The sequence below is a fragment of the Streptomyces sp. NPDC054794 genome (assembly GCF_053611585.1).
On the sequence record NZ_JBSHAQ010000012.1, the window covers coordinates 47,001 to 70,544 of the forward strand.

The following is a 23,544-nucleotide window of genomic DNA, read 5'->3' on the forward strand; positions in this document are numbered from 1 at the left end:
CCACTGTCAGTGGCATCGCCTACGGTGGCGTCATGTCGGAGATCACGTATGTCCGGGGTGACGCCACCGTGCCGTCGGGCAAGGGCGTCAAGGTGATCGCCCACGTCTGCAACGACATCGGGGGATGGGGAAAGGGCTTCGTGCTGGCGCTGTCGCGCCGCTGGCCGGAGCCCGAGGCGGAGTACCGCGCATGGCACCGCCGGCGCGCGTCCAACGACTTCGGCCTGGGCGCGGTACAACTCGTCCGGGCCGAGCGGTACATCTGGGTGGCCAACATGATCGGCCAGCGTGGCACCCGCACGGGCAGCAAGGGCGTGCCCGTGCGCTACGAGGCCATCGACACGGCACTGACCCGGCTCGCCGACGAAGTGATCGAACTCGGCGCGTCCGTGCACATGCCCCGCATAGGCTGCGGTCTGGCGGGCGGCAAGTGGTCCCGGATCGAGCCGCTGATCACGGAGCGGCTGGTGCGGCGCGGGATCGCGGTGACGGTGTACGACCACGGGGAGGGCGCCGGATGAGCGGCGAGATCGACGTCCTGGTGCTGGGCGGCGCGGGCGTGGACACGATCGTGTACGTCCCCGAGCTGCCGCTCCCGTACGCCGACAGCTATCCGATCGACTCCGGGATCCGCACCCGCGCCGGGCAGACCGGCGACTTCGTCGCGGTGGGCCTGAGCGCCCTGGGCCTGCGCACCCACCACCTCGACCTGCTCGGTGACGACCCCGAGGGCGACCTCGTCCGCGCCCTGCACCGGGAGCGGGACATCCCGCTCACCGCGATCCCGCAGCCGGCCGGCACCAAGCGCGCGGTGAACCTGGTCGGCCCGGACGGACGCCGGCTCTCCCTGTACGACACCAGCCGCGCCCACGCCGACGACCGCCTCCCGGAGCGCACGGTCCGGGACCTCGCCGCGTCGAGCCGACACGTCCACGTGGCCATCACCCACCCGTGCGCCCACGCCCTGCCCGCACTGCGCGAGACCGGCGTGACCCTCTCCACCGACCTGCACGACTGGGACGGCGAGAACCCCTACCACGAGCCCTTCGCCCACGCGGCGGACATCGTCTTCCTCTCCACGACCGCGCTCACCGACCCCGAGCGGACCATGCGCCGCATCGCCGAGAGGGGCAGTGCCCGCCTCGTCGTCGCCACCGCCGGGGCCGAGGGGGCGCATCTGCTGGCCGACGGCGAGCTGTGCCACGTCCCGACGGTGACACCACCCGCGCCGGTGGTGGACTCCAACGGCGCGGGCGACGCCTTCGCCGCCGGTTTCCTCTTCGGTCACCTCACCGGGCAGCCGCCCCGGCGGTGCGCCCTGTACGGGGCGGTGGCCGGGGCGTACGCCTGCACGGTGCCTTCGACCGAGACGGACGCGATAACCCGGGACGAGCTGCTCGCCCGCGTGGCCGAGCCGACGCCGGCCACGCGGTGAGCCGTGCGGCGGCTCAGCCGCCGTGCGCCTCGTTCGTCGCCTCGATCCGCTGCCAGGACTTCGGCCGGGCCACAGCCGTCGCCTTCGGGGCGAGGGACGCGGCGCGCGCCGCCGCGGCCGCGGGCTTCTCCGGCTGGAACAGCCAGGTGTCGAAGAGGGCGGACAGCGGCTTGCCGGACACCTTCTCCGCGTACGTCCGGAAGTCGCCCACGGACGCGTTGCCGTACGCGTGCTCCTTCGGCCAGCCCTTCAGGATGGCGAAGAAGGCGTCGTCGCCGACCGCGTTGCGCAGCGCCTGGACGGCCAGCGCGCCCCGGTCGTAGACGGCGGTGTCGAACTGGTCGTCCGGACCCGGGTCACCCGGCTTGACCGTCCAGAACGCGTCGTCGGCCGGGTGCGAGGCGTACACGTAGTCGGCGAGTTCCTGCGTGGTGCCCTCGCCCTCGTGCTCGGACCACAGCCACTGCGCGTACCGGGCGAAGCCCTCGTTGATCCAGATGTCCTTCCAGCCCTTCAGCGACACGGAGTCGCCGTACCACTGGTGTGTCAGCTCGTGCACCACGACCGAGGTGTTGGAGCCGTTCGCGAACTGCCGGGGGCTGTAGTACACGCGGGTCTGCGTCTCCAGCGCGTACCCGGTGGTGGTGTTGGGCACATAGCCGCCGGCCGAACTGAAGGGGTACGGGCCGAAGTAGCCGCTCAGCCAGTCCACGATCTCCCCGGTCCGCTCCACGCTGGCCCGCGCCGCCCCGTCGTTGTCCCCGAGGTCCTTGCTGTACGCGTTGACGATGGGGACGCCGCCCTCGGAGGTCCCGGTCGTGATGTCGAACTTCCCGACCGCCAGGGTGGCCAGATAGGTCGCCTGCGGTTTGTTCTCCCGCCAGTTGTAGCGCGTCCAGCCGAGCTTCGAAACGGTGGACTGGAGGGTGCCGTTGGAGATGACCTGGGTGCCGTCCGGCACCGACACCGACACGTCGTAGGTCGCCTTGTCCAGCGGGTGGTCGTTGCTCGGGAACCACCACCAGGCCGCCTCGGGCTCGTCCGCCGCGACGGCCCCGTCCGGGGTGCGGTGCCAGGTCGAGAACCCGTACGCGCTCTTCGTCGACGGCACCCCGCTGTAGCGGACCACCACGGTGACCGGTGTGCCCTTGGCGAGCGGGTTCTTCGGGGTGACGACCAGTTCGTGCTGTCCGGACGTGGTGAAGGCCGCCTTGGCGCCGTTGACCCGCACCTCGCTCACGTCCAGCAGGAAGTCCAGATCGAAGCTGGACAGGTCCTGTGTGGTCCGCGCCTCGATCGTCGCCGTCCCGGCCAGCTCGTCCGTCCCGGGCCGGTAGGTCAGCCGCAGGTCGTAGTGGGAGACGTCGTAACCGCCGTTGCCGTAGTTCGGGTAATAGGGATCGCCGATGCCCGGTGCGCCGGGTGCGTAGCTCGCGGCCGATGCCGGGATCGCCAGCAGGAGGGAGGCCGCCGCGAGCGCGCCCGGCGCGAAGATTCTGCGGTGCACGAGAACTCCAAGTCGTAGGGGCACGAGGAATGTTCGGAGCCTATTGAGTCCCGGTGGCCCCTGGCCTGTCCACGGCCCCCGCTGTCACACGATCGCCATTCGGCCGTCACGACCCGACACGACCCGCCGGTCACTCAGCCGCCCTCTTCTGTACGGGAGTTGACCGGGGTACCGTCCGCCCATGCCGACACGCACGCGCTTCACGCTCTGGAGAACGCTCGCGACAGCGGCCGTCGCAGCCCTGCTGGCCGCCCTGCTCACTCCGGCCGCGGCCCAGGCCGCCCCACGGGAGAGCCGGCCCGTCTACTCGTACGCCCACGCGATCCGTGAGGCCGTCTGGGTGGACACCGGCCTCGACGGCGACGGCGACGGGCGGACCGACCGGGTCGCCGCCGACATCGTCCGCCCGTCCGAACCCGCCCACCAGGGCCGCAAGGTTCCCGTCATCATGGACGCCAGCCCGTACTACTCCTGCTGCGGGCGCGGCAACGAGAGTCAGAAGAAGACGTACGACGCGCACGGTCACGTCGTCCAAATGCCGCTGTTCTACGACAACTTCTTCGTTCCGCGCGGTTACGCGTTCGTCGGCGTCGACCTCGCCGGCACCAACCGCTCCGACGGCTGCGTCGACGTCGGCGGCCGCTCCGACATCCGGTCAGCGAAGGCCGTCATCGACTGGCTGAACGGCCGCGCCAAGGCGTACACCAGCCGCACCGGCGGCACCCGGGTGAAGGCCGGCTGGACCAACGGCCGGACCGGCATGATCGGCAAGAGCTGGGACGGTACCATCGCCAACGGCGTCGCCGCGACCGGCGTCAAGGGGCTGAAGACCATCGTCCCGATCAGCGCGATCTCGTCCTGGTACGACTACTACTTCGCCAAGGGCGCCCCGCTGTACGACTCCGGCCCCGACTGGCTGTCCGACGCCGTCGAGAGCGACGGTGCCCGCGCCCACTGCGCCGCCGTGCAGCGCAAGCTCGTCGACGGGGCACCGCGCACCGGCGACTGGACCGGCCTGTGGACCGAGCGCGACTACGTCAAGGACGCGGCCAAGGTGCGGGCCAGCGTGTTCCTGGTGCACGGCACGCAGGACCTCAACGTCCGCACCAAGCACTTCGGCCAGTGGTGGGACACGCTCGCCGCGCACGGGGTCGAGCGCAAGATCTGGCTCTCCCAGACCGGGCACGTCGACCCCTTCGACTACCGGCGCGCCGGCTGGGTCGACACCTTGCACCGCTGGTTCGACCACGAACTGCTGGGCTACGACAACGGCATCGACCGTGAGCCGATGGCCGACATCGAACGCCACCCCGACCAGTCGGTCACCACCAAGGTCTGGCCGCCGCGCGACACCCGGACCACCACGCTGCTGCCCGCGGCCGGCACCCAGGCGGGCGTCGGCACCCTCGGCCTGCGCCGGGGCACCGGCACCGAGACCTTCACCGACAACCCGGCGCTGAGCGAGACCGACTGGGCCGCGCGGATCGGTACGTCGACACCGGAGAAGGCCGGATTCGTGACCCGGCCCCTCACCCGCGACCTGAGGCTGTCCGGTTCCTCGAAGGTCACCGTCACGGCGACCCCGACCACCTCGACGGCCCACCTCTCCGCCGTCCTGGTCGACCTGGGCCCCGACACCATCCGGGACTACGCGGACGGCGCCGAGGGCATCACCACGCTCACCGACCGCACCTGCTGGGGCGCGAGCACCGCCGGGGACAGCGCCTGCTTCAAGGCGACGCGGGCGAAGACCACGGCCGTCGACTACACCGTGTTCAGCCGCGGCTGGGCCGACCTCGGCAACTACGCCTCCGACGGCAAGGGCGTCCCGCTCACCCCGGGCAAGGCGTACACGATCACGCTCGACCTGGCGGCCACCGACCATGTCGTGCCCAAGGGCCACCGGCTGGCGCTGATCGTCGCGGGCACGGACAAGGACCTGATCGACCCGCCGTCCAGTACACCGACGCTCACGCTCGACCTGTCCCGTACGGCGGCCGAGGTGCCCCTGGTGGGCGGCGCACCCGCGTTCACGAGGGCGACCCCGGGCGCTTCGTCCGCCGCTCCCGGCGCGACGCCCCTGACCGGGGTGCACGCACCGCGGACGGTGCAGCGCGTGCCGCGGGGCTGATCGCGCTCCCGTCGCTCCACCCTCCCGGGCGGCGGTCGGCCGACGGCCGCCCGGGAGCGACCGGCCGATCCGGTCGGGTCAGTCCGCCGGGCGCGCCAGCCCCGCCGCCTCCCGCGCGCATCCCCACGCCACGGTGACGCCGGCGCCGCCGTGGCCGTAGTTGTGCACCAGGACCCGCCCGTCCGGCAGCGCCCGGCGCTCCAGCCGTACCGCGTCCCGCGCCGGCCGCAGTCCCACCCGGTGCGCCAGCACCCGCGCCCCGGCGATCTCCGGATGTACGGCCGCGCACCGCGCGACGATGCCGTCCGCCACGCGGGGATCCGGCGTCAGGGACCACGCGTCCTCCTCCGCCGTGCCGCCCAGGACCAGCCCGCCCGGCTGCGGGAAGAGATACGTCGAGGCACCCGCTGCGCCCGAGGCGTCGCCGACGGACGTCAACCACGTGGTGATCCCCGGGTTCTCCACGACCACCAGTTGCCCGCGCACCGGCCGCACCGCCGGATCCGGTACGAGGGACCGGGCGTCCAGCCCCGCGCAGTTGACCACGACCGGCGCGGGTACCGCGGCCAGGTCGGTGACCGCCCGCTCCTCGACCGTCCCGCCCGCCTTCAGCAACCGCTCCCGCAGCCACGCCAGATGGACCGGCATGTCGATCAACGGCAGCCGCGCCCCCAGCCCTTCGGCGAGGTCCCGCAGCCCCGGCACCCGTGCCGCCCACGGGCCCAGCTCGTCCAGCCGCATCCCACGGTGTACGCCCTCGACCATCCGTACGCCCGTCTCCCCGGGCCGCGCCGCCAACTCCTCGTACACGACGAGGGACGCGAGCGCCCACGGGCCGACGAGCGCCTCCGGCTCGATGCGGTACGGCCACCACAGGGCCCCGGCGACCGCCGAGGTCGTGCGCTCCGCGGGCTCCCGCGTCCACACCCGGACCCGGGTGCCGCCCTCGGCCAGCACCACGGCGGTGGTCAGCCCGATGACACCGCCGCCCACCACGATCACACCGTCACTCGGTTCACGCTCCACGCGGGGACGGTAACGGAAATATGTCATGCCGCGCTCACATCCGTCCCAGTCTGGGGATACTCACAGCATGTCTGCCGCATACGTGTCCTTCGGACTGGCACCGGCGATGCGCGCCGGCGGCGTTCTCGCCGACGGTGGCTACCAGGTGCACCGGGACTTCGTGGACTTCGTCGTCGACGGGCGTCCCCTGCTGTTCCAGCTCTCCGACCTGGACGCCGTCTCCCCGCTCGCCTCGGACGTGCCGCCCGCCATCTTCACCGCGCAGGTCCGCAGCCTGCTCCTGGAGACGGAGGCGCCGCTACCGGAGGGGCGGTACGTCATCTACGGCTGCCCCGAGTGCGAGGATCTGGCCTGCGGAGCGGTCACCGCCGTCATCGAGTCCGAGGGCGACGACTACATCTGGCGCGACTTCGCCTGGCAGACCGACGAGAACGCCGACCTGGAGCTCAACGGGTACCACGGCATAGGGCCCTTCCGCTTCCACGGCACCGAGTACCGCGCGGCTCTCGGCGCCCTGCTCGACGGCGCCGAAGCCCCGGCCGCGTCCCGCCGGCGGGTCCTGCTGATCGGCGCCCGTGTCGCCGTCCTCGCCAAGCTCGCCGCCGCCCTGCGCACCATCGGCATCGGCGCCGACATCGCCCATGACGCCACCGGGGTCCCCGCGGAGGAACTGCGCGCGTACGGCGCCGTCGCCTTCGGCCGCGCGATCGGCGAACCCGAACGGGCCGCCGTACGCCGGGCGTTCGAGGGCGCCGGGGTCGACGTGGCCTTCGTCGACGGACTCGCCCCGATCGTCCCCCTCCTGGTCGCCCAGATCGAACACGCCCTGGACCGCCGCCCCCCCGACCAGCGCCGCCTGACCCGCCTGACGGTCACCGACGGCGCCGCGGACATCGAGGTCACGTCGGCCTGCCGGGTCCGACTCACGGCGTATCGCCTCGACCGCCTCTACCGCACCCACACCCGAGAACTCTTCGACGACGTCCTGGAACCGGGCCGCCACCGCATCCCCCTCGACGCGAAGGCGGTGAAGGGGGAGTCCTTCGTGGTGGCCCGGACGTCCGGGAGCGTGCTGGCGGCGGGGACGGCCCACGGACCCGCTCGCCACGGCCATTAGGATCGGCGTTCTGATGACTGCCACCCTCGTCGCCAAGAACCTCGCCGCCGGCCACGGCGACCGCTCGCTCTTCTCCGGGCTCGACCTCGTCGTCGCGCCCGGGGACGTGATCGGGCTGGTCGGTGCCAACGGCGCGGGCAAGTCCACCCTGCTCCGGCTGCTCGCCGGGCTGAGCACGCCCGAGCAGGGGGAGCTCCGGCTCTCCCCGCCGACCGCGACCGTCGGCCACCTGCCCCAGGAGCCGGAGCGCCGGCCCGGTGAGACGGTGCGGGAGTTCCTCGCCCGCCGCACCGGCGTCGCCGAGGCGCAGCGGATCATGGACGAGGCGACCCAGGCACTCGTCGACGGGGCGCCCGGCGCCGACGACGCGTACGCGACGAGCCTGGAGCGCTGGCTGGACCTGGGCGGCGCCGACCTGGACGAGCGGGCGGAGGAGGTCGCCGACTCGCTGGGCCTGGCCGTGGACCTGGACCAGCCGATGACGTCGCTGTCCGGCGGGCAGGCGGCCCGCGCCGGCCTCGCCTCGCTCCTGCTCTCCCGCTACGACGTCTTCCTGCTCGACGAGCCCACCAACGATCTCGACCTGGACGGCCTGGAGCGCCTCGAACGCTTCGTGACCGGTCTGCGCGCGGGCACGGTCGTCGTCAGCCACGACCGCGAGTTCCTCACCCGCACCGTCACCAAGGTCCTCGAACTCGACCTCGCCCAGGGGCAGATCAACCTCTACGGCGGCGGCTACGAGGCCTACCTGGAGGAGCGCGAGACGGCCCGTCGGCACGCGCGCGAGGACTTCGAGGAGTACGCCGACAAGAAGGCCGCCCTGCAGGACCGCGCGCAGATGCAGCGCTCCTGGGTGGACAAGGGCGTCAAGAACGCCCGGCGCAAGGCGAGCAACGACAACGACAAGATCGGCCGCAAGTTCCGCAGCGAGGCCAGTGAGAAGCAGGCCGCGAAGGCGCGCCAGACCCAGCGGATGATCGAGCGCCTGGACGTCGTCGAGGAGCCGCGCAAGGAGTGGGAGCTGCGCATGGAGATCGCGGCCGCGCCGCGCTCCGGCGCCGTGGTCGCCACCCTGCGGGACGCGGAGGTACGGCGCGGGGACTTCACCCTCGGACCCGTCTCGCTCCAGATCGACTGGGCCGACCGGGTCGCGGTGACCGGCGCCAACGGCGCGGGCAAGTCCACGCTGCTGGGCGCGTTGCTCGGCCGCGTTCCGCTGGACGCGGGGCACGCCGCGCTGGGTCCGGGCGTCCTGGTCGGCGAGGTCGACCAGGCCCGCAAGGTGTTCCATGGTCCGCAGGCGCTGCTGGACGCCTTCTGCGCGGCGGTGCCCGACACCGAGCCGGTCGAGGTCCGCACCCTCCTGGCCAAGTTCGGCCTGAAGGCCGACCACGTCCTGCGCCCCGCCGCCGGCCTCTCCCCGGGCGAGCGCACCCGGGCTGCGCTCGCCCTGCTCCAGGGCCGGGGAGTGAACCTCCTGGTCCTCGACGAGCCGACCAACCACCTCGACCTGCCGGCCATCGAACAGCTGGAGTCCGCCCTAGACGCCTACGAGGGCACGCTCCTGCTGGTCACCCACGACCGGCGGATGCTGGACGCGGTCCGGGTCACCCGCCGACTGGAGGTCGCGGCGGGCAAGGTCACCGAACGCTGACCCGACCTCGTGCCGCACCGGGGACCGGTCCCGCCCGCCGCGTAGGCTCACGGCTGTTGCGCAGACGGGCGGTCGGGGAGTGGGCATGGGCGGTGCGACGAGCGGTCCGGGGCGTCAGGGCGGTCCGGGTGGTCCGGGTCTGCGGTTGCTGCGCGAGCAGGACGTGCTCGCGCGGATACGGGGCACCGAGGACAAGATCGCGGACGCGATCACCGCCTTCGCGGGGACGATGCTGTTCGTCTACCTCCACGCGGCGTGGTTCACGGTCTGGATCGCGTTCAACGAGGGCGCGTTCGGCCAGGGGGCGGTCTGGGATCCCTTCCCCTTCGGGCTGCTCACGATGATCGTCAGCCTGGAGGCGATCTTCCTGTCCACCTTCGTGATGGTGAGCCAGAACCGCCAGGCCGCCCGCGAGAACGTACGCGCCGACCTCGACTTCGAGACCAACGTGCGCTCGGAGGTGTGGTCGATCCAGATGGGCCGCGCCCTGGGCGTCGACCCGGAAGAGGTCGAGCGCAAGGTGCAGGAACTCCTCGCGGAGAACCGCGCCCGGATGACCGGTTCCGGTCACTCCTCCTCGTAACCGGTCCGCTCACACGCGGCCGACGCCGGCTCACATCCAGGCGTCGGGACCGGGGTCGCCGCCTTCCGCGACGACGGCGAGCCGGTCGGTGTAGTGCGTCCAGCCCTCCTCGTGCGCGGCGCACCCCACGGAACTCCCCGGGAGACCCCATGAACGCCCAGCACAGCACGCTCGGCCCCGCCATCCGCGAGTGCGCCGACGCCGTCGCCGCGACGACCGCCGGCATCCGCGACGAACAGCTCCAGGACCCCACCCCCTGCGAGAAGTTCACCGTCGCCGAACTCCTCGACCACCTCGGTACGACCCTCCAGGCCTCCGTGCGGGCCGCCCGCAAGGAGGGGCAGTCCGGCGCCGGCGCCGCCCCGGCCATGTCGCCGCGGGACCTGGCCGACACCGTGGGCCTGGCCGCGGCCGCCTGGTCCGAGCCCGCCGCCTACGAGGGCACCACCGAGTTCGGGTGTCGCGGCAGTGCTGGGCGGCGCCGTCGTCCCGTGACGGGCCGGCTATCGGGGACGGAATAGTGAAGTCCCGCATCACAGGCCACGGTTGCGACCATCAGCAGCCCGGCCACCAGGACCTGTGCCTTACCCCGCATGTGCATGACGTGAACGCTATGCATGATCACGGCGGAGGCACAGCTACGACGGTGATCCGACGGATCCTTTTCGTCTCCCGTTCACGCCCCCGGCGCCGACGGTCCCGTGGGGAACCGCGCGACCCGCCACAACGGACCCGCAGTTCCCCACGGCCTCACAACCCCACGGCCCCCGGCGAAGCCGTCACCGCTTGCCCTTCTTCGGATCCAGCAACCCAGCCCGGCGCAGAGCGTCGGCCATCGCGCTGTTGGCCGGAGGAGGCGCCTGACGCGACCCACCCCCCTGGCCACCACGCCCGCTGCCCTGCTGCCGCTGCTGAGGCGGACGTCCGCCCCGCTGGCGCCGCTCGCCGCCGTCGCCCTGTCGGCCGCCCTGCGGCGCCGCCTCGTCGTCCAGCCGCAGCGTCAGCGAGATCCGCTTGCGCGGGATGTCCACGTCGAGGACCTTCACCTTGACGATGTCACCCGGCTTGACGACGTCCCGCGGGTCCTTGACGAACGTCTTCGACATCGCGGAGACGTGGACCAGGCCGTCCTGGTGGACGCCGACGTCGACGAACGCCCCGAAGGCGGCCACGTTCGTGACCACGCCCTCCAGGACCATCCCGCAGGACAGGTCGGAGATCTTCTCCACGCCCTCCTTGAAGGTGGCCGTCTTGAAGGCCGGACGCGGGTCGCGGCCCGGCTTCTCCAGCTCCTTGAGGATGTCGGTGACGGTCGGCAGACCGAAGGTGTCGTCCACGAACTCCGTCGGCCTCAGCGAGCGCAGCACCGCCGTGTTGCCGATGAGGGCGGCCACCTCCTGGCCGGAGGTCTTCACCATGCGCCGCACGACCGGGTACGCCTCCGGGTGCACGCTGGAGAAGTCCAGCGGGTCGTCGCCGCCGCGGATCCGCAGGAAGCCCGCGCACTGCTCGTACGCCTTCGGGCCCAGCCGGGACACGCTCTTCAGCTGGGACCGGGAGGTGAACGGGCCGTTGGCGTCGCGGTGCGCCACGATGTTCTCCGCGAGCCCCGAGGTGATGCCGGAGACCCGGGCGAGCAGCGGGGCGGAGGCGGTGTTCACGTCGACACCGACGCCGTTCACACAGTCCTCCACCACCGCGTCCAGCGAGCGCGACAGCTTCACCTCCGACAGGTCGTGCTGGTACTGGCCGACACCGATCGACTTCGGGTCGATCTTCACCAGTTCGGCCAGCGGGTCCTGCAGCCGGCGCGCGATGGAGACCGCGCCGCGCAGCGACACGTCCATGTCCGGCAGCTCCTGCGAGGCGAACGCCGACGCCGAGTACACGGACGCGCCCGCCTCGGACACCATCACCTTGGTGAGCTTCAACTCCGGGTGCTTGGTGATCAGTTCACCGGCGAGCTTGTCGGTCTCGCGGGACGCCGTGCCGTTACCGATCGCGACCAGCTCGACCGCGTGCTCCTTCGCCAGCCGGGCCAGCTTCGCCAGGGCCTCGTCCCACTTGTTGGCCGGGACGTGCGGGTAGATGACGTCGGTCGCCACCACCTTGCCGGTCGCGTCGACCACGGCCACCTTCACGCCCGTACGGAAGCCCGGGTCCAGACCCAGGGTGGCGCGCGTGCCGGCCGGGGCGGCGAGCAGTAGGTCGCGCAGGTTCGCCGCGAAGACCTGGACGGCCTCGTCCTCGGCCGCCGTCCGCAGCCGCAGCCTGAGGTCGATGCCGAGGTGCACGAGGACGCGGGTGCGCCAGGCCCAGCGGACCGTGTCCGTCAGCCACTTGTCGGCGGGGCGGCCGCGGTCGGCGATCCCGAAGCGGTGCGCCACGATGCCTTCGTACGAGGACGGGCCGTCGGTCGCCTCCTCCGGCTCCAGGACGAGGTCCAGCACCTCCTCCTTCTCGCCGCGCAGCATGGCGAGGATCCGGTGCGAGGGCAGCTCGGTGAACGGCTCGGCGAAGTCGAAGTAGTCGGCGAACTTGGCGCCCGCCTCCTCCTTGCCGTCACGCACCTTCGCGGCCAGCCGCCCGCGCACCCACATGCGCTCGCGCAGCTCGCCGATCAGGTCGGCGTCCTCCGAGAACCGCTCGGTGAGGATGGCCCGCGCGCCGTCGAGGGCCGCCTGCGGATCGGCGACGCCCTTGTCGGCGTCGACGAACGCGGCGGCGGCGGCGAGCGGCTCGACCGTCGCGTCGCCCAGCAGACCGTCGGCGAGCGGCTCCAGACCCGCCTCGCGGGCGATCTGCGCCTTCGTGCGCCGCTTCGGCTTGTAGGGGAGGTAGATGTCCTCCAGCCGCGCCTTCGTGTCGGCGCCGCGGATCTGCGCCTCCAGCTCGTCGGTGAGCTTGCCCTGCTCGCGCACCGACTCCAGGATCGCGGTCCGCCGCTCCTCCAGCTCCCGCAGATAGCGCAGCCGCTCCTCGATGGTGCGCAGCTGCGCATCATCGAGCATCTCGGTCGCTTCCTTGCGGTAGCGGGCGATGAAGGGCACCGTCGAGCCGCCGTCGAGCAGCTCGACCGCGGACTTCACCTGCCGCTCCCGTACGCCGAGTTCCTCGGCGATCCTGCCTTCGATGGACCCTACTTCGAGGGACCCGGGTGTCGTCACGATGCCGTACCGCCTTCTCCACTCAGGTTGCGCGGCAATTGTGGCAGGTGGCGACGACAGCGGGGGATCAGGGCGGCCTTCGGCGAGCCCGGGTGTCCTCCCGTTCCGCGCAGGTGGCGGGGGTCGCGGGCGGGGCGGGCATGGCAGAAAAGGTGGGAAGTCCGTCATTGCGGCCGTCGCCCGGCCCGCCAAGAATCGGGGGCATGGCGCACCGAACCGTTCTCGTCGTCCTCTTCGACGGCGTCCAGAGCCTGGACGTCACCGGCCCCGTGGAGGTCTTCGCGGGCGCCGAGAAGCACCGGCCGGGCAGCTACCGGATCCGTACGGCGTCCCTGGACGGCCGTCCGGTGCGCAGCTCCAGCGGGCTCACGCTCGTACCGGACCAGGCCCTGGCCCACGCGTTTGAGCCGCACACGCTGCTCGTGCCCGGCGGGGAGGGCACCCGGCGTCCCGACCCGCGGCTGGTCGACTGGCTGCGCGCGCACGGGCCGGACGCCGAGCGTCTCGTCTCCGTGTGCACCGGGGCGATCCTGCTCGCCGCGGCCGGACTGCTGGACGGCCGCCGCGCCACGACCCACTGGGCGTACTGCGACAAGCTCGCCCGGGACCACCCGGCCGTGACGGTCGACCCCGACCCGATCTACGTGCGCGACGGACACGTCTCCACCTCCGCCGGCGTCACCTCCGGCATCGACCTCGCCCTCGCGCTGGTCGAGGAGGACCTGGGCCGGGACGCCGCGCTCGGCATCGCCCGCCACCTGGTGGTCTTCCTGCGCCGGCCCGGCAACCAGGCCCAGTTCAGCGCCCAGCTCGCCGCCCAGACCGCACGCCGCGAGCCGCTGCGCGAGGTCCAGCAGTGGATCAGTGAGCATCCGGACGGCGACCTGAGCGTCGAGTCGCTCGCCGCCCGCGCCCGGCTCTCACCCCGCCACTTCGCGCGCGCCTTCCAGGCCGAGACCGGCACGACCCCCGGCCGCTACGTGGACCGGGTCCGCCTCGAACACGCCCGCCGCCTCCTGGAGGACACGGCCGACGGCGTCGAACAGATCTCCCGCGCCAGCGGCTACGGCACCCCCGAGGCCATGCGCCGGGCCTTCGTCCGAGCCCTCGGCACGGCCCCGGCCGAATACCGCCGCCGCTTCCACCCCGCTCCCTCGCGCTGACGCTCGCCCCGTGAAGCGAACGATTCCCATGACTCGAAACGACTCGCAACGACTCGAAACGACTCGGAATGACTCGAAAGGGAAAGCCGATGCACATCGCCTGTGTCGTCTACGACCGTTTCACCGCCCTCGATGTCGTGGGGCCGTACGAGGTGCTCTGCCGGATTCCGGACGTGCGGGTCGACTTCGTCGCCGAGCGGCCCGGGCCCGTGCGCACCGAGACGGGATTCCTCGCCGTCACCGCCGACAAGGCCCTGGACGAGGTGCCGCACCCCGATCTCGTCGTGGTCGCCGGCGGTCCCGGCACGTTCGAGCAGCTGGAGAACCAGGTCCTGCTGGAGTGGCTGCGCGCCGCCGACGCGACGAGCACCTGGACCACCTCCGTGTGCTCCGGCTCGCTGCTGCTGGCCGCCGCCGGACTGCTCAGGGGCCGCCGCGCCACCAGCCACTGGGCCGCCCGCGACCTGCTGCGCGAGTACGGCGCCGAGCCGACCGGCGAACGGGTCGTCACCGACGGCAAGTACGTCACCGCCGCCGGCGTCTCCTCCGGCATCGACATGGGCCTCGCCCTGGTCGGCCGGATCGCCGGCGACGAGCACGCCCAGGCCGTACAGCTGCTGACCGAGTACGACCCGCAGCCGCCCTACGACGCCGGGTCCCCGCAGAAGGCGCCCGCGCACCTCGTCGAGGAGTTCCGCACGAACAACCGCTTCACTCTGGTGCAGCCACGTTCCAGGTGAACCGCGGCTGCCTGCGCTCCAGGAACGCGGCGACCCCCTCCGCCGTGTCTGCGCTGCCGCGCGCCTGCTCCGTCCAGTGCGCGTCGCGGTCGGTGCGCCCGTTCGCGAACTCCTTCGCCGCGGCCTGCGTCAGCTGCGAGCGGGAGACCAGGATCCGGGTGAACTCGGCGACCCGCTTGCCGAGTTCGCCCTCCGGCAGCACCTCGTCGACCAGCCCCGTGCGCAGCGCCCGCGCCGAGTCGATCAACTCCCCGGAGAACAACAGGTACTTGGCGGTCGCCGGACCGACCAGCGCGGCCAGTCGACGGGTGGAGGAGGACGGGTAGACGATCCCGAGCTTCGCCGGGGTCACCCCGAACAGCGCCCCCTCCTCGGCGAACCGCAGATCGCAGGCCGCGGCCAGCTGCGAGCCGCCGCCCACGCAGTGCCCCCGGACCGCCGCCAGCGTCGGCTTCGGGAACGCGGCCAGCGCCTCCTCCGCCTCCACCGCGAGCCGCTGCGCCTCCTCCGGCGAGCCCCGCAGGGTGGAGATGTCCGCGCCGGCGCAGAACGTGGCGCCCTCCCCGGTGAGGACCAGCGCCCGTACATCGGAGGCCGCGGCCAGCTCGTCGAGCAACGGCGGCAGTGAGCGCCACATGGCCGCCGTCATGGCGTTGCGCTTGGCCGGGTGGTGGACGACGACGGTGGCGACCGCGTCGGTCACCGAGTGCAGCAGCTGGGGCTCCATGCCCGGATGCTATCCGCCGTACAACCCGAAGAGTTCGCGAAGGCAGCCCGACCAGGACAGGAGCAGTCCCACAACTGACCATGTCATACGCCAACGGTCAGAACCGCTCGATAACAGCTGACTTGTGTTCAGTCAGGCGGAGTGGAGCATGTCGTTACCAACACTCGACGTGTGGTGACAATCGAGCGCGAGGGTGGCGACCGGACGATGGAGAACCACGGGCGCGGGTACGACCCGCGCCCCCAGGGGGGCGACCGGCGGACGCCTGACCCACTGCCGTACGAGGGGGTCTGGCGGTTCACCGCCGCCGCCGTCGACGCCTCGGTCCCGCAGGCGCGACACGCCGTACGGGATCTGCTCCTGCGCCAGGGCGTGCCGGTCTCGGACGACCTGGTGCACGGACTGCTGCTGATCGTCTCCGAACTGGTCACCAACGCGGTCAAGCACGCGGCGCTGCTGTCGCCGATGCTCGCCGTGGAGGTGGCTGTCGGGGCCGAGTGGGTGCGGGTGTCGGTGGAGGACAACCATCCCTACCGCCCGACCGCCCTGGAGGCCGATCACGGCCAGACGGGCGGCCGGGGCCTGCTCCTGGTCCGGGAGGTGGCCCGCGAGGCGGGCGGGGCCGTCGACGTGGAGCACACGTCGAGCGGCGGCAAGGTGATCTGGGCCGCCCTGCCGCTCAAACCCGTACGGTTCGTGTGAACCGTCGGACCCGTACCGCTCGCGTGAGTCTTCTCACCAGCCCGCGGACGGGCCCGTCAGCTCCCTGACCGCCGGGCGGGCCGCGTCCAGGACGGTCATGAACCAGGCCGAGAAGGTGTCCCTCGCGTGCCGCTGAGCCAGCTCGGCCGGGGTCACGAAGGCGGTCGCCCCGACCTCCTGCGCGTCCGGCGCGAGGGGGGCCTGCACCATGCCGACGAACAGGTGGTTGTACTCCTGCTCGACCAGGCCCGAGGCCGGGTCCGGGTGGTTGTAGCGGACCGTGCCCGCCTCGGCGAGCAGCGACGGGGAGACGCCCAGCTCCTCGTACGTCCGCCGGGCCGCCGCCGCGAAGGGCGCCTCACCGGGGTAGGGGTGGCCGCAGCAGGTGTTGGACCACACACCGGGGGAGTGGTACTTGCCGAGCGCCCGCTGCTGGAGCAGCAGCCGGCCGCGCTCGTCGAAGAGGAACACGGAGAAGGCCCGGTGCAGCTGCCCCGGCGGCTGATGGGCGGCGAGCTTCTCCGCCGTGCCGATCGTCACACCCTTCTCGTCGACGAGTTCCAGCAAGATCGCGTCCGCGGTGCCGTTCGACGAGCTGTGCGTCTCGGTGGCAGGTGTGATCGGCATACCCATCCTTCGCCTCGGTCTTCGCACCCCAAGTCTGCCGTACGAATCCGGCACTCCCGGCACTTCCCGGCACGGGCCACGCCGGAAGAGGAACCCGCGGGACGATCGTGCCCGGCCGGTGGTGCCGGGAACCTGGCGAGGGGTCTCGAACACCAGGACGCAAGGGTGACCGGGCGCCGTCGCGCTCCGGCCGCGACGAGGGCCGGCGAGGGCAGGTGAAGGCCGACGAAGGCCGGGAACGGCCTCACGCCGTCAGTGGCACAGCCGCGCCTCGTGCTCCGCGTGCCCGCCCGGCTCCAGCTGGAAGGTGCAGTGCTCCACGTCGAAGTGGTGGCCCAGGCAGCCCTGCAGCTCGTGCAGCATCTTCTCGTGGCCGATGGCGTTCAGCACGTCCGAGCGGACCACCACGTGCGCGGAGAGCACGGGCATCCCGGAGGTGATCGTCCAGGCATGCAGGTCGTGGACGTCCTCGACGCCGTCCAGCGCCAGGATGTGGGAACGCACCTCCGCCATGTCGACGTCCTTGGGGGCCGCCTCCAGCAGCACGTCGAGGGTCTCGCGCAGCAGCTTCAGCGTACGAGGGACGATCATCACGCCGATGAGCAGCGAGGCGATCGGGTCGGCGGCCTGCCAGCCCGTGGTCAGGATCACGGCCGCCGAGACCATCACGGCCACCGAGCCCAGCGCGTCCGCGGCCACCTCCAGGAACGCTCCCCGGACGTTCAGGCTCTCCTGTTGACCCTTCATGAGCAGCATGAGCGAGATCATGTTCGCGACCAGACCGATCGCGCCGAACACGATCATCACGCCGCCCGCGGTGTCGGCCGGCGTGAAGAACCGCTGGATCGCCTCGTACAGGACGTAGCCGCCGACGCCGAGCAGCAGCAGACAGTTGGCGAGCGCCGCCAGGATCTCCGCGCGGGCGAGGCCGAAGGTGCGGTGAGCGCTCGGCGGGCGGCCCGCGAAGTGGATGGCGAGCAGTGCCATGCCCAGGCCCAGGGCGTCCGTGGCCATGTGCGCCGCGTCCGCGATGAGCGCGAGTGAATCCGCGAGCACACCGCCGACGACCTCGACCACCATCACGAAGAGCGTGATCGCCAGCGCACCGCGCAGCCGCCCGCGGTACGCCGCTGCCGCCGTCCCGGTGGCCGGGGCGTGCGCGTGCGCGTGCCCGTGGTCGTGCCCAACCCCCATGAGACGCACCCTCCTGTGTTCCGCCCGGGCTCACAGTGAACTACGGGTGGGGGGTACCCGGCAACGCGGCACTGAACACCGTTGTCATGTGCTCTGACCTGCGGAAACGAACCGCAGGTCAGGGTGGTGTCGAATCACTGGCCGTGGTGCAGCCGCCAGCCCCGCCAGGCGGAGTCGACCATCTCGGGCACGGTGCGCCGGGCCCGCCAGCCCAGTTCCTCGGCGGCCCGTGCGGCCGAGGCGACCGCGCGCGGGGCGTCGCCGGGGCGGCGGCCCTCGACGACGGGCGCGCGCCGGTCGCCGGTGACCTCGCCGATGACCGAGATCAGTTCGCGGACCGAAACGCCCTCACCGCGCCCGATGTTCACGGTCAGGTCGCCGGCCGGGCCCGCCCCGGCGAGCCGCCGGGCCGCCGCGAGGTGCGCCTCGGCCAGATCGGCCACGTGGATGTAGTCCCGGACACAGGTGCCGTCCGGGGTGGGGTAGTCGTCGCCGAAGATCCGCGGGGCCTCGTCGCGGGTGAGCCGGTCGAAGACCATGGGGACGATGTTGAAGACGCCCGTGTCGGCCAGCTCGGGGGCGGCCGCGCCCGCCACGTTGAAGTAGCGCAGGCACACCGTCGCGATGCCGTGCGCCCGGCCCGCCGCCCGGACGAGCCACTCACCGGTGAGCTTGGTCTCGCCGTACGGGTTCACCGGGGCGCACGGGGTGTCCTCTGTGATCAGGTCCACATCCGGGTTGCCGTAGACCGCCGCCGACGAGGAGAACAGGAACCGCTCGATCCCGGCCTCGGCGACCGCGTCCAGGAGCGTGCCGAGACCGCCCACGTTCTCCCGGTAGTAATAGGTGGGGCGGTCCACCGACTCGGCGACCTGCTTGCGGGCCGCGAGATGCACCACACCGGTCACCTCGTGCTCGGCGAAGACCCGCCTCAGCAGGTCCGCGTCCATCGTGGAACCCGTGACGAGCGGCACGTTTGCCGGGAGCCGCGCGGGCACTCCGGCCGACAGGTCGTCCAGCGCCACGACGCGCTCCCCGTCGGCCGCCATGGCCCGCGCCACATGCGCCCCGATGTATCCGGCACCGCCGGTGATCAGCCAAGTCATGGTCGCCCACCCTATGCCGACGGCTCACCGGGCCCAGCGGTGTCCCGGATGCCCGGTCCCGGTGGATACGCGGGCCGTGGTTTGTGGGGCGGACCCTTGATCACCCATGATGATCGCGGCAAAGGCCAGTACAGACCGTGTCGACCTGTCCGTGAACGGTCGGTGAACACAATCTTCCGGTCATCCGATAGCCTCTGCCGACAATGCCGCCCGGCTGTCACGGACAAGCGGCGCACCCAGCACGCAGACGACCGGCGCAGGCGCGTCGGCACCCAGGGAGTGAGTTCGGTTGTCGACCGCCATCGTGACCGGTCAGCCGGTCCCCGGATCGTCGCTCGAAGGCGATCTGCGGTCCCTCGGCTTCGAGGTGCGGGTGGCCGCGGACGCCGCCGACACCGAGATGCTCCTCGCCGCCGTCCCGGCGGACCAGCGGGTGGCCCTCGTCGACTCCCGCTTCGTCGGGCACCCGCACGCGCTGCGCCTCGGCCTGACCGACCCCCGCTTCCCGCTCGCCGCGGTCACCGGCGCCGTGACCGCGCAGCCGGCCGGCCGTGAGGCCCTGGCCCGGGCGATGGCGCGGGAGGCCTCGGCCGGCGGCGGTACGGCGGTCGCCGTCGACAGCCTCGCCGACCGGATCGTCACCGCCCTCGGCGCCGACGGCGCCGAGGTGCACCGCCCCGAGCTCGGCAGCCTCGTCGCCGCCGTCCCCGCCGACCCGCAGGGCCGCAACGAGGCACGGCAGGCCGTGGACGCCGTCGACGACGAGGCCGTACGTCTGAAGTCGGCCGTGAAGGCCCGCGACGGCTTCTTCACCACGTTCTTCATCAGCCCGTACTCGCGCTATCTCGCCCGCTGGTGCGCGCGCCGCGGTCTGACCCCGAACCAGGTCACCACGGCCTCGCTGCTCACCGCGCTGATCGCGGCCGGCTGCGCGGCCACCGGCACCCGGCCCGGCTTCGTCGCCGCCGGTGTGCTGCTGATCTTCTCGTTCGTCCTGGACTGCACCGACGGCCAGCTCGCCCGCTACTCCCTGCAGTACTCCACGCTGGGCGCCTGGCTCGACGCGACCTTCGACCGGGCCAAGGAGTACGCGTACTACGCGGGCCTCGCGCTCGGCGCGGCGCGCGGCGGCGACGACGTATGGGCCCTCGCGCTCGGCGCGATGATCCTGCAGACCTGCCGGCACGTGGTGGATTTCTCCTTCAACGAGGCGAACGTCGGGGATCCCGACGCCACCGCCAACACCAGCCCCACCGCGGCCCTGTCCGGCAAGCTCGACAGCGTCGGCTGGACGGTCTGGGCGCGCCGGATGATAGTCCTGCCCATCGGCGAACGATGGGCCATGATCGCCGTCCTGACGGCGGTGACGACTCCCCGGATCACCCTCTACGCGCTGCTCGTCGGCTGCGCCCTCGCTGCGACATACACCACAGCGGGACGCGTGCTGCGGTCCCTGACCCGCAGGGCCCGGCGGACCGACCGGGCCGCGCTGGCGCTGGCGGACCTCGCCGACTCCGGCCCGCTCGCCCAGGGCCTCGCCCGTGTCCTGGACAGGGGCCTGCCCGGCTTCGCGGTCCCCGCCGTCGCCCTGCTCGGCGGCGCCGCCGTGGTGACCGCTTCCGCGCTCACCGGCTTCGGCGGGGTGCTGCCTGCCGCCGCGGCCGCCGTGTACGTCCTGACCTCGGCGCTTGCCGTCGCCCGCCCGCTCAAGGGCGCCCTCGACTGGCTGGTCCCGCCCTTCTTCCGGGCCGCCGAATACGGCACCGTGCTCGCCCTCGCGGTTGAAGCGGGGGTGAACGGAGCGCTTCCCGCGGCTTTCGGCCTGGTGGCCGCCGTCGCCTACCATCACTACGACACGGTGTACCGCATCCGCGGCAACGCCGGAGCGCCACCGGCCTGGCTGGTGCGCGCGATCGGGGGGCAGGAGGGGCGCACGCTGCTCGTCACGGTGCTCGCCGCGCTGCTCACCCCTGCGCAGTTCAAGGGCGCGCTCACGGTCCTCGCCGTGGCCGTCGCCCTCGTGGTGCTCGTCGAGAGCATCCGGTTCTGGGTGACCGCCCACAAGGGTGGCGCGCCCGCCGTACACGATGAAGGAGAACCCGCATGATCGGCCTCGTGCTGGCGGCCGGCGCCGGAAGACGCCTGCGCCCCTACACCGACAGCCTTCCCAAGGCTCTGGTGCCGGTGGGCCCCGCGGGTATAGAGGACTCGATCACGGTGCTCGACCTCACACTGGGCAACTTCGCCGAGATCGGCCTGACCGAGGTCGCGGTCATCGTCGGCTACCGCAAGGAGGCCGTGTACGAGCGCAAGGCGGCACTGGAGGCGAAGTACGGCCTCCAGCTCACCCTCATCGACAACGACAAGGCCGAGGAGTGGAACAACGCCTACTCCCTGTGGTGCGGCCGTGACGCCCTCAAGGACGGTGTGATCCTCGCCAACGGCGACACCGTGCACCCGGTCTCCGTCGAGAAGACGCTGCTCGCCGCCCGCGGCGACGGCAAGAAGATCATCCTCGCCCTCGACACGGTGAAGTCGCTGGCCGACGAGGAGATGAAGGTCGTCGTCCACCCCGAGAAGGGCATGACGAAGATCACCAAGCTGATGGACCCCGCCGAGGCCACCGGCGAGTACATCGGCGTCACCCTCATCGAGGGCGACGCCGCCCCCGAACTGGCCGACGCGCTGAAGACCGTGTGGCAGACCGACCCGCAGCAGTTCTACGAGCACGGCTACCAGGAGCTCGTCAACCGCGGCTTCCGGATCGACACGGCGCCGATCGGCGACGTCCGGTGGGTCGAGATCGACAACCACGACGATCTCGCCAGGGGACGGGAGATCGCGTGCCAGTACTGACCCGGCTCATCCCGTCGCCGGTCGTCGTGGACATCCGCCCGGGTGCCCTCGACGACCTGGCCTCCGTACTCGCCGACCAGCGCATCTCGCACTCCGGCCGGCTCGCCGTCGCGGTCAGCGGCGGCTCCGGCGCACAGCTGGCGCAGCGCGTCGCCCCCTCGCTGCCCGGCGCCAGCTGGTACGAGGTCGGCGGCGGCACCCTCGACGACGCCGTCCGGCTGGCCGGCGACATCAAGGCCGGCCGCTACGACGCGGTCGTGGGCCTCGGCGGCGGCAAGATCATCGACTGCGCCAAGTTCGCGGCGGCCCGGGTGGGCCTCCCGCTGGTCGCCGTGCCGACGAACCTCGCGCACGACGGCCTGTGCTCGCCGGTCGCGACCCTCGACAACGACGCGGGCCGCGGCTCCTACGGTGTGCCGAACCCGATCGCGGTCGTGATCGACCTGGACGTGATCCGTCAGGCGCCGGCCCGGTTCGTGCGCGCCGGGATCGGTGACGCCGTCTCCAACATCAACTCGATCGCGGACTGGGAGCTGTCCAACCGCGTCACCGGCGAGAAGATCGACGGCCTCGCCTCCGCCATGGCCCGCCAGGCGGGCGAGGCGGTGCTGCGCCACCCCGGCGGCATCGGGGACAGCGACTTCCTCCAGGTGCTCGCCGAGGCGCTGGTCCTCACCGGCATCGCGATGTCGATCTCGGGCGACTCCCGGCCCGCCTCGGGCTCTTGTCACGAGATCAACCACGCCTTCGACCTGCTCTTCCCCAAGCGCGCCGCGAGCCACGGCGAGCAGTGCGGCCTGGGGGCGGCCTTCGCGATGTACCTGCGCGGGGCCCACGAGGAGTCGGTGTACATGGCCGAGGTCCTGCGCCGGCACGGGCTGCCCGTGCTGCCGGAGGAGATCGGCTTCACCGTCGACGAGTTCGTCCGGGTCGTCGAGTTCGCCCCGGAGACCCGGCCCGGCCGCTACACGATCCTCGAACACCTCGACCTCAAGACCCACCAGATCAAGGACATCTACGTCGACTATGTCAAGGCCATCGGTAGCTGAACTCCGTCCGGTCGTCCACCCCGCGGGGGTGAAGGACCGGCGCAGCGGTGAGCACTGGGCGGGACGCCTCTACATGCGCGAGGTGTCCCTGCGCGTCGACCGCTATCTGGTGAACACCAGGGTCACGCCCAACCAGCTCACGTACCTGATGACCGTCTGTGGTGTGCTCGCGGCCCCGGCCCTGCTGGTGCCGGGGATCGCGGGCGCCGTGCTCGGCGTGGTCGCCACCCAGTTGTACCTGCTGCTGGACTGCGTCGACGGCGAGATCGCCCGCTGGAAGAAGCAGTACTCGCTCGGCGGGGTCTACCTGGACCGGGTCGGCGCCTATCTGACCGACGCGGCCGTCCTGGTCGGCCTCGGCCTGCGCGCCGCCGACCTGTGGGGGAGCGGGCGCGTCGACTGGCTGTGGGCCTTCCTCGGCACCCTCGCCGCGCTCGGCGCGATCCTGATCAAGGCCGAGACCGACCTGGTCGGCGTCGCCCGGCACCAGGCCGGCCTGGAGCCGGTCAAGGAGGCGGCGTCAGAGCCGCGTTCGTCCGGCATGGCACTGGCCCGCCGGGCCGCCGCGGCCCTCAAGTTCCACCGGCTGATCCTCGGCATCGAGGCCTCCCTGCTGATCCTGCTCCTCGCCATCGCGGACCAGATCAGGGGCGACCTGTTCTTCACCCGGCTCGGCACCGCCGTGCTCGCCGGGATCGCCCTGCTGCAGACCGTGCTGCACCTGGTGTCCATCCTCGCGTCGAGCAGGCTGAGGTGAGCG

General features: G+C 72.2%; 21 protein-coding genes. 14 read left to right on the forward strand and 7 right to left on the reverse strand.

Features of this window, described 5'->3' with window-relative positions:
* Positions 1-32 precede the first annotated feature (32 nt).
* Entirely contained in the window at positions 33-521 is a 489-nt protein-coding gene (locus ACWGKT_RS15000; protein ID WP_453273923.1) for a macro domain-containing protein, read from the forward strand.
* Complete coding sequence (locus tag ACWGKT_RS15005; protein WP_453273924.1) at positions 518-1,435, forward strand: adenosine kinase; 918 nt, start codon at positions 518-520, stop codon at positions 1,433-1,435. The genes ACWGKT_RS15000 and ACWGKT_RS15005 overlap by 4 nt, the downstream gene beginning before the upstream one ends.
* Before the next feature lie 13 nt (positions 1,436-1,448).
* Here the strand turns inward: ACWGKT_RS15005 and ACWGKT_RS15010 are convergent, their stop codons facing one another.
* The gene (locus ACWGKT_RS15010) at positions 1,449-2,942 is read right to left on the reverse strand and encodes a M1 family metallopeptidase (protein ID WP_453273925.1); all 1,494 of its coding nucleotides are present in this window, start codon (positions 2,940-2,942) and stop codon (positions 1,449-1,451) included.
* Positions 2,943-3,123: 181 nt separating this feature from the next.
* Between ACWGKT_RS15010 and ACWGKT_RS15015 the strand changes: the two genes are divergently transcribed.
* Entirely contained in the window at positions 3,124-5,073 is a 1,950-nt protein-coding gene (locus tag ACWGKT_RS15015; protein WP_453273926.1) for a Xaa-Pro dipeptidyl-peptidase, read from the forward strand.
* A 78-nt stretch (positions 5,074-5,151) separates the two neighbouring features.
* Here ACWGKT_RS15015 and ACWGKT_RS15020 read toward each other — a convergent pair whose 3' ends face one another.
* A complete protein-coding gene (locus ACWGKT_RS15020) occupies positions 5,152-6,075 on the reverse strand; it encodes an FAD-dependent oxidoreductase (protein WP_453274025.1) in 924 nt (307 codons plus the stop codon).
* A gap of 91 nt (positions 6,076-6,166) precedes the next feature.
* Between ACWGKT_RS15020 and ACWGKT_RS15025 the strand changes: the two genes are divergently transcribed.
* From ACWGKT_RS15025 to ACWGKT_RS15040, 4 genes are all read left to right on the forward strand, one after another.
* Positions 6,167-7,216 carry an oxidoreductase gene (locus ACWGKT_RS15025; RefSeq protein WP_453273927.1) on the forward strand — a complete coding sequence of 350 codons (1,050 nt, stop codon included), beginning with the start codon at positions 6,167-6,169 and terminating at the stop codon, positions 7,214-7,216.
* Between the two features lie 13 nt (positions 7,217-7,229).
* Positions 7,230-8,870, forward strand: a complete 1,641-nt coding sequence (locus ACWGKT_RS15030; RefSeq protein ID WP_453273928.1) for an ABC-F family ATP-binding cassette domain-containing protein — start codon at positions 7,230-7,232, stop codon at positions 8,868-8,870.
* An 85-nt stretch (positions 8,871-8,955) separates the two neighbouring features.
* Complete coding sequence (locus tag ACWGKT_RS15035; protein ID WP_453273929.1) at positions 8,956-9,453, forward strand: DUF1003 domain-containing protein; 498 nt, start codon at positions 8,956-8,958, stop codon at positions 9,451-9,453.
* 149 nt (positions 9,454-9,602) lie between these two features.
* Complete coding sequence (locus tag ACWGKT_RS15040) at positions 9,603-9,974, forward strand: maleylpyruvate isomerase N-terminal domain-containing protein (RefSeq protein WP_453273930.1); 372 nt, start codon at positions 9,603-9,605, stop codon at positions 9,972-9,974.
* Between the two features lie 258 nt (positions 9,975-10,232).
* Here the strand turns inward: ACWGKT_RS15040 and ACWGKT_RS15045 are convergent, their stop codons facing one another.
* Positions 10,233-12,620: a Tex family protein gene (locus ACWGKT_RS15045; RefSeq protein ID WP_453273931.1), complete on the reverse strand. Its 2,388-nt coding sequence runs from the start codon at positions 12,618-12,620 to the stop codon at positions 10,233-10,235.
* 203 nt (positions 12,621-12,823) lie between these two features.
* Between ACWGKT_RS15045 and ACWGKT_RS15050 the strand changes: the two genes are divergently transcribed.
* Both ACWGKT_RS15050 and ACWGKT_RS15055 read left to right on the forward strand, forming a co-directional pair.
* Complete coding sequence (locus ACWGKT_RS15050; protein ID WP_453273932.1) at positions 12,824-13,783, forward strand: GlxA family transcriptional regulator; 960 nt, start codon at positions 12,824-12,826, stop codon at positions 13,781-13,783.
* 89 nt (positions 13,784-13,872) lie between these two features.
* On the forward strand, positions 13,873-14,523 hold the full coding sequence (locus ACWGKT_RS15055) for a DJ-1/PfpI family protein (RefSeq protein ID WP_453273933.1): 651 nt from the start codon (positions 13,873-13,875) through the stop codon (positions 14,521-14,523).
* On the opposite strand, the gene ACWGKT_RS15060 is transcribed toward ACWGKT_RS15055, so the two are convergent.
* Positions 14,495-15,250 (reverse strand): enoyl-CoA hydratase/isomerase family protein, encoded by a 756-nt coding sequence (locus ACWGKT_RS15060; protein WP_453273934.1) that lies wholly within the window; start codon positions 15,248-15,250, stop codon positions 14,495-14,497. The two genes, ACWGKT_RS15055 and ACWGKT_RS15060, sit on opposite strands and share 29 nt — an antisense overlap.
* 207 nt (positions 15,251-15,457) lie before the next feature.
* Here ACWGKT_RS15060 and ACWGKT_RS15065 point away from each other — a divergent pair, with 207 nt between their 5' ends.
* Entirely contained in the window at positions 15,458-15,952 is a 495-nt protein-coding gene (locus ACWGKT_RS15065) for an ATP-binding protein (protein WP_356150676.1), read from the forward strand.
* Positions 15,953-15,985: 33 nt separating this feature from the next.
* Here the strand turns inward: ACWGKT_RS15065 and idi are convergent, their stop codons facing one another.
* The 3 genes from idi to galE form a co-directional block, all read right to left on the reverse strand.
* Complete coding sequence (gene idi, locus ACWGKT_RS15070) at positions 15,986-16,579, reverse strand: isopentenyl-diphosphate Delta-isomerase (protein WP_453273935.1); 594 nt, start codon at positions 16,577-16,579, stop codon at positions 15,986-15,988.
* A gap of 252 nt (positions 16,580-16,831) precedes the next feature.
* A complete protein-coding gene (locus ACWGKT_RS15075; protein ID WP_453273936.1) occupies positions 16,832-17,773 on the reverse strand; it encodes a cation diffusion facilitator family transporter in 942 nt (313 codons plus the stop codon).
* Positions 17,774-17,907: 134 nt separating this feature from the next.
* Positions 17,908-18,879 (reverse strand): UDP-glucose 4-epimerase GalE, encoded by a 972-nt coding sequence (galE, locus tag ACWGKT_RS15080; protein WP_453273937.1) that lies wholly within the window; start codon positions 18,877-18,879, stop codon positions 17,908-17,910.
* 289 nt (positions 18,880-19,168) lie between these two features.
* On the opposite strand from galE, the gene ACWGKT_RS15085 reads away from it, so the two are divergent.
* The 4 genes from ACWGKT_RS15085 to ACWGKT_RS15100 are packed head-to-tail and all read left to right on the forward strand — an operon-like array spanning position 19,169 to position 23,541.
* Entirely contained in the window at positions 19,169-20,986 is a 1,818-nt protein-coding gene (locus tag ACWGKT_RS15085) for a DUF5941 domain-containing protein (protein ID WP_453273938.1), read from the forward strand.
* Positions 20,983-21,735 carry a phosphocholine cytidylyltransferase family protein gene (locus ACWGKT_RS15090; RefSeq protein ID WP_453273939.1) on the forward strand — a complete coding sequence of 251 codons (753 nt, stop codon included), beginning with the start codon at positions 20,983-20,985 and terminating at the stop codon, positions 21,733-21,735. The genes ACWGKT_RS15085 and ACWGKT_RS15090 overlap by 4 nt, the downstream gene beginning before the upstream one ends.
* Complete coding sequence (locus ACWGKT_RS15095) at positions 21,723-22,784, forward strand: iron-containing alcohol dehydrogenase family protein (RefSeq protein WP_453273940.1); 1,062 nt, start codon at positions 21,723-21,725, stop codon at positions 22,782-22,784. The genes ACWGKT_RS15090 and ACWGKT_RS15095 overlap by 13 nt, the downstream gene beginning before the upstream one ends.
* Positions 22,762-23,541: a CDP-alcohol phosphatidyltransferase family protein gene (locus ACWGKT_RS15100; RefSeq protein ID WP_235452165.1), complete on the forward strand. Its 780-nt coding sequence runs from the start codon at positions 22,762-22,764 to the stop codon at positions 23,539-23,541. The genes ACWGKT_RS15095 and ACWGKT_RS15100 overlap by 23 nt, the downstream gene beginning before the upstream one ends.
* Positions 23,542-23,544 lie beyond the last annotated feature (3 nt).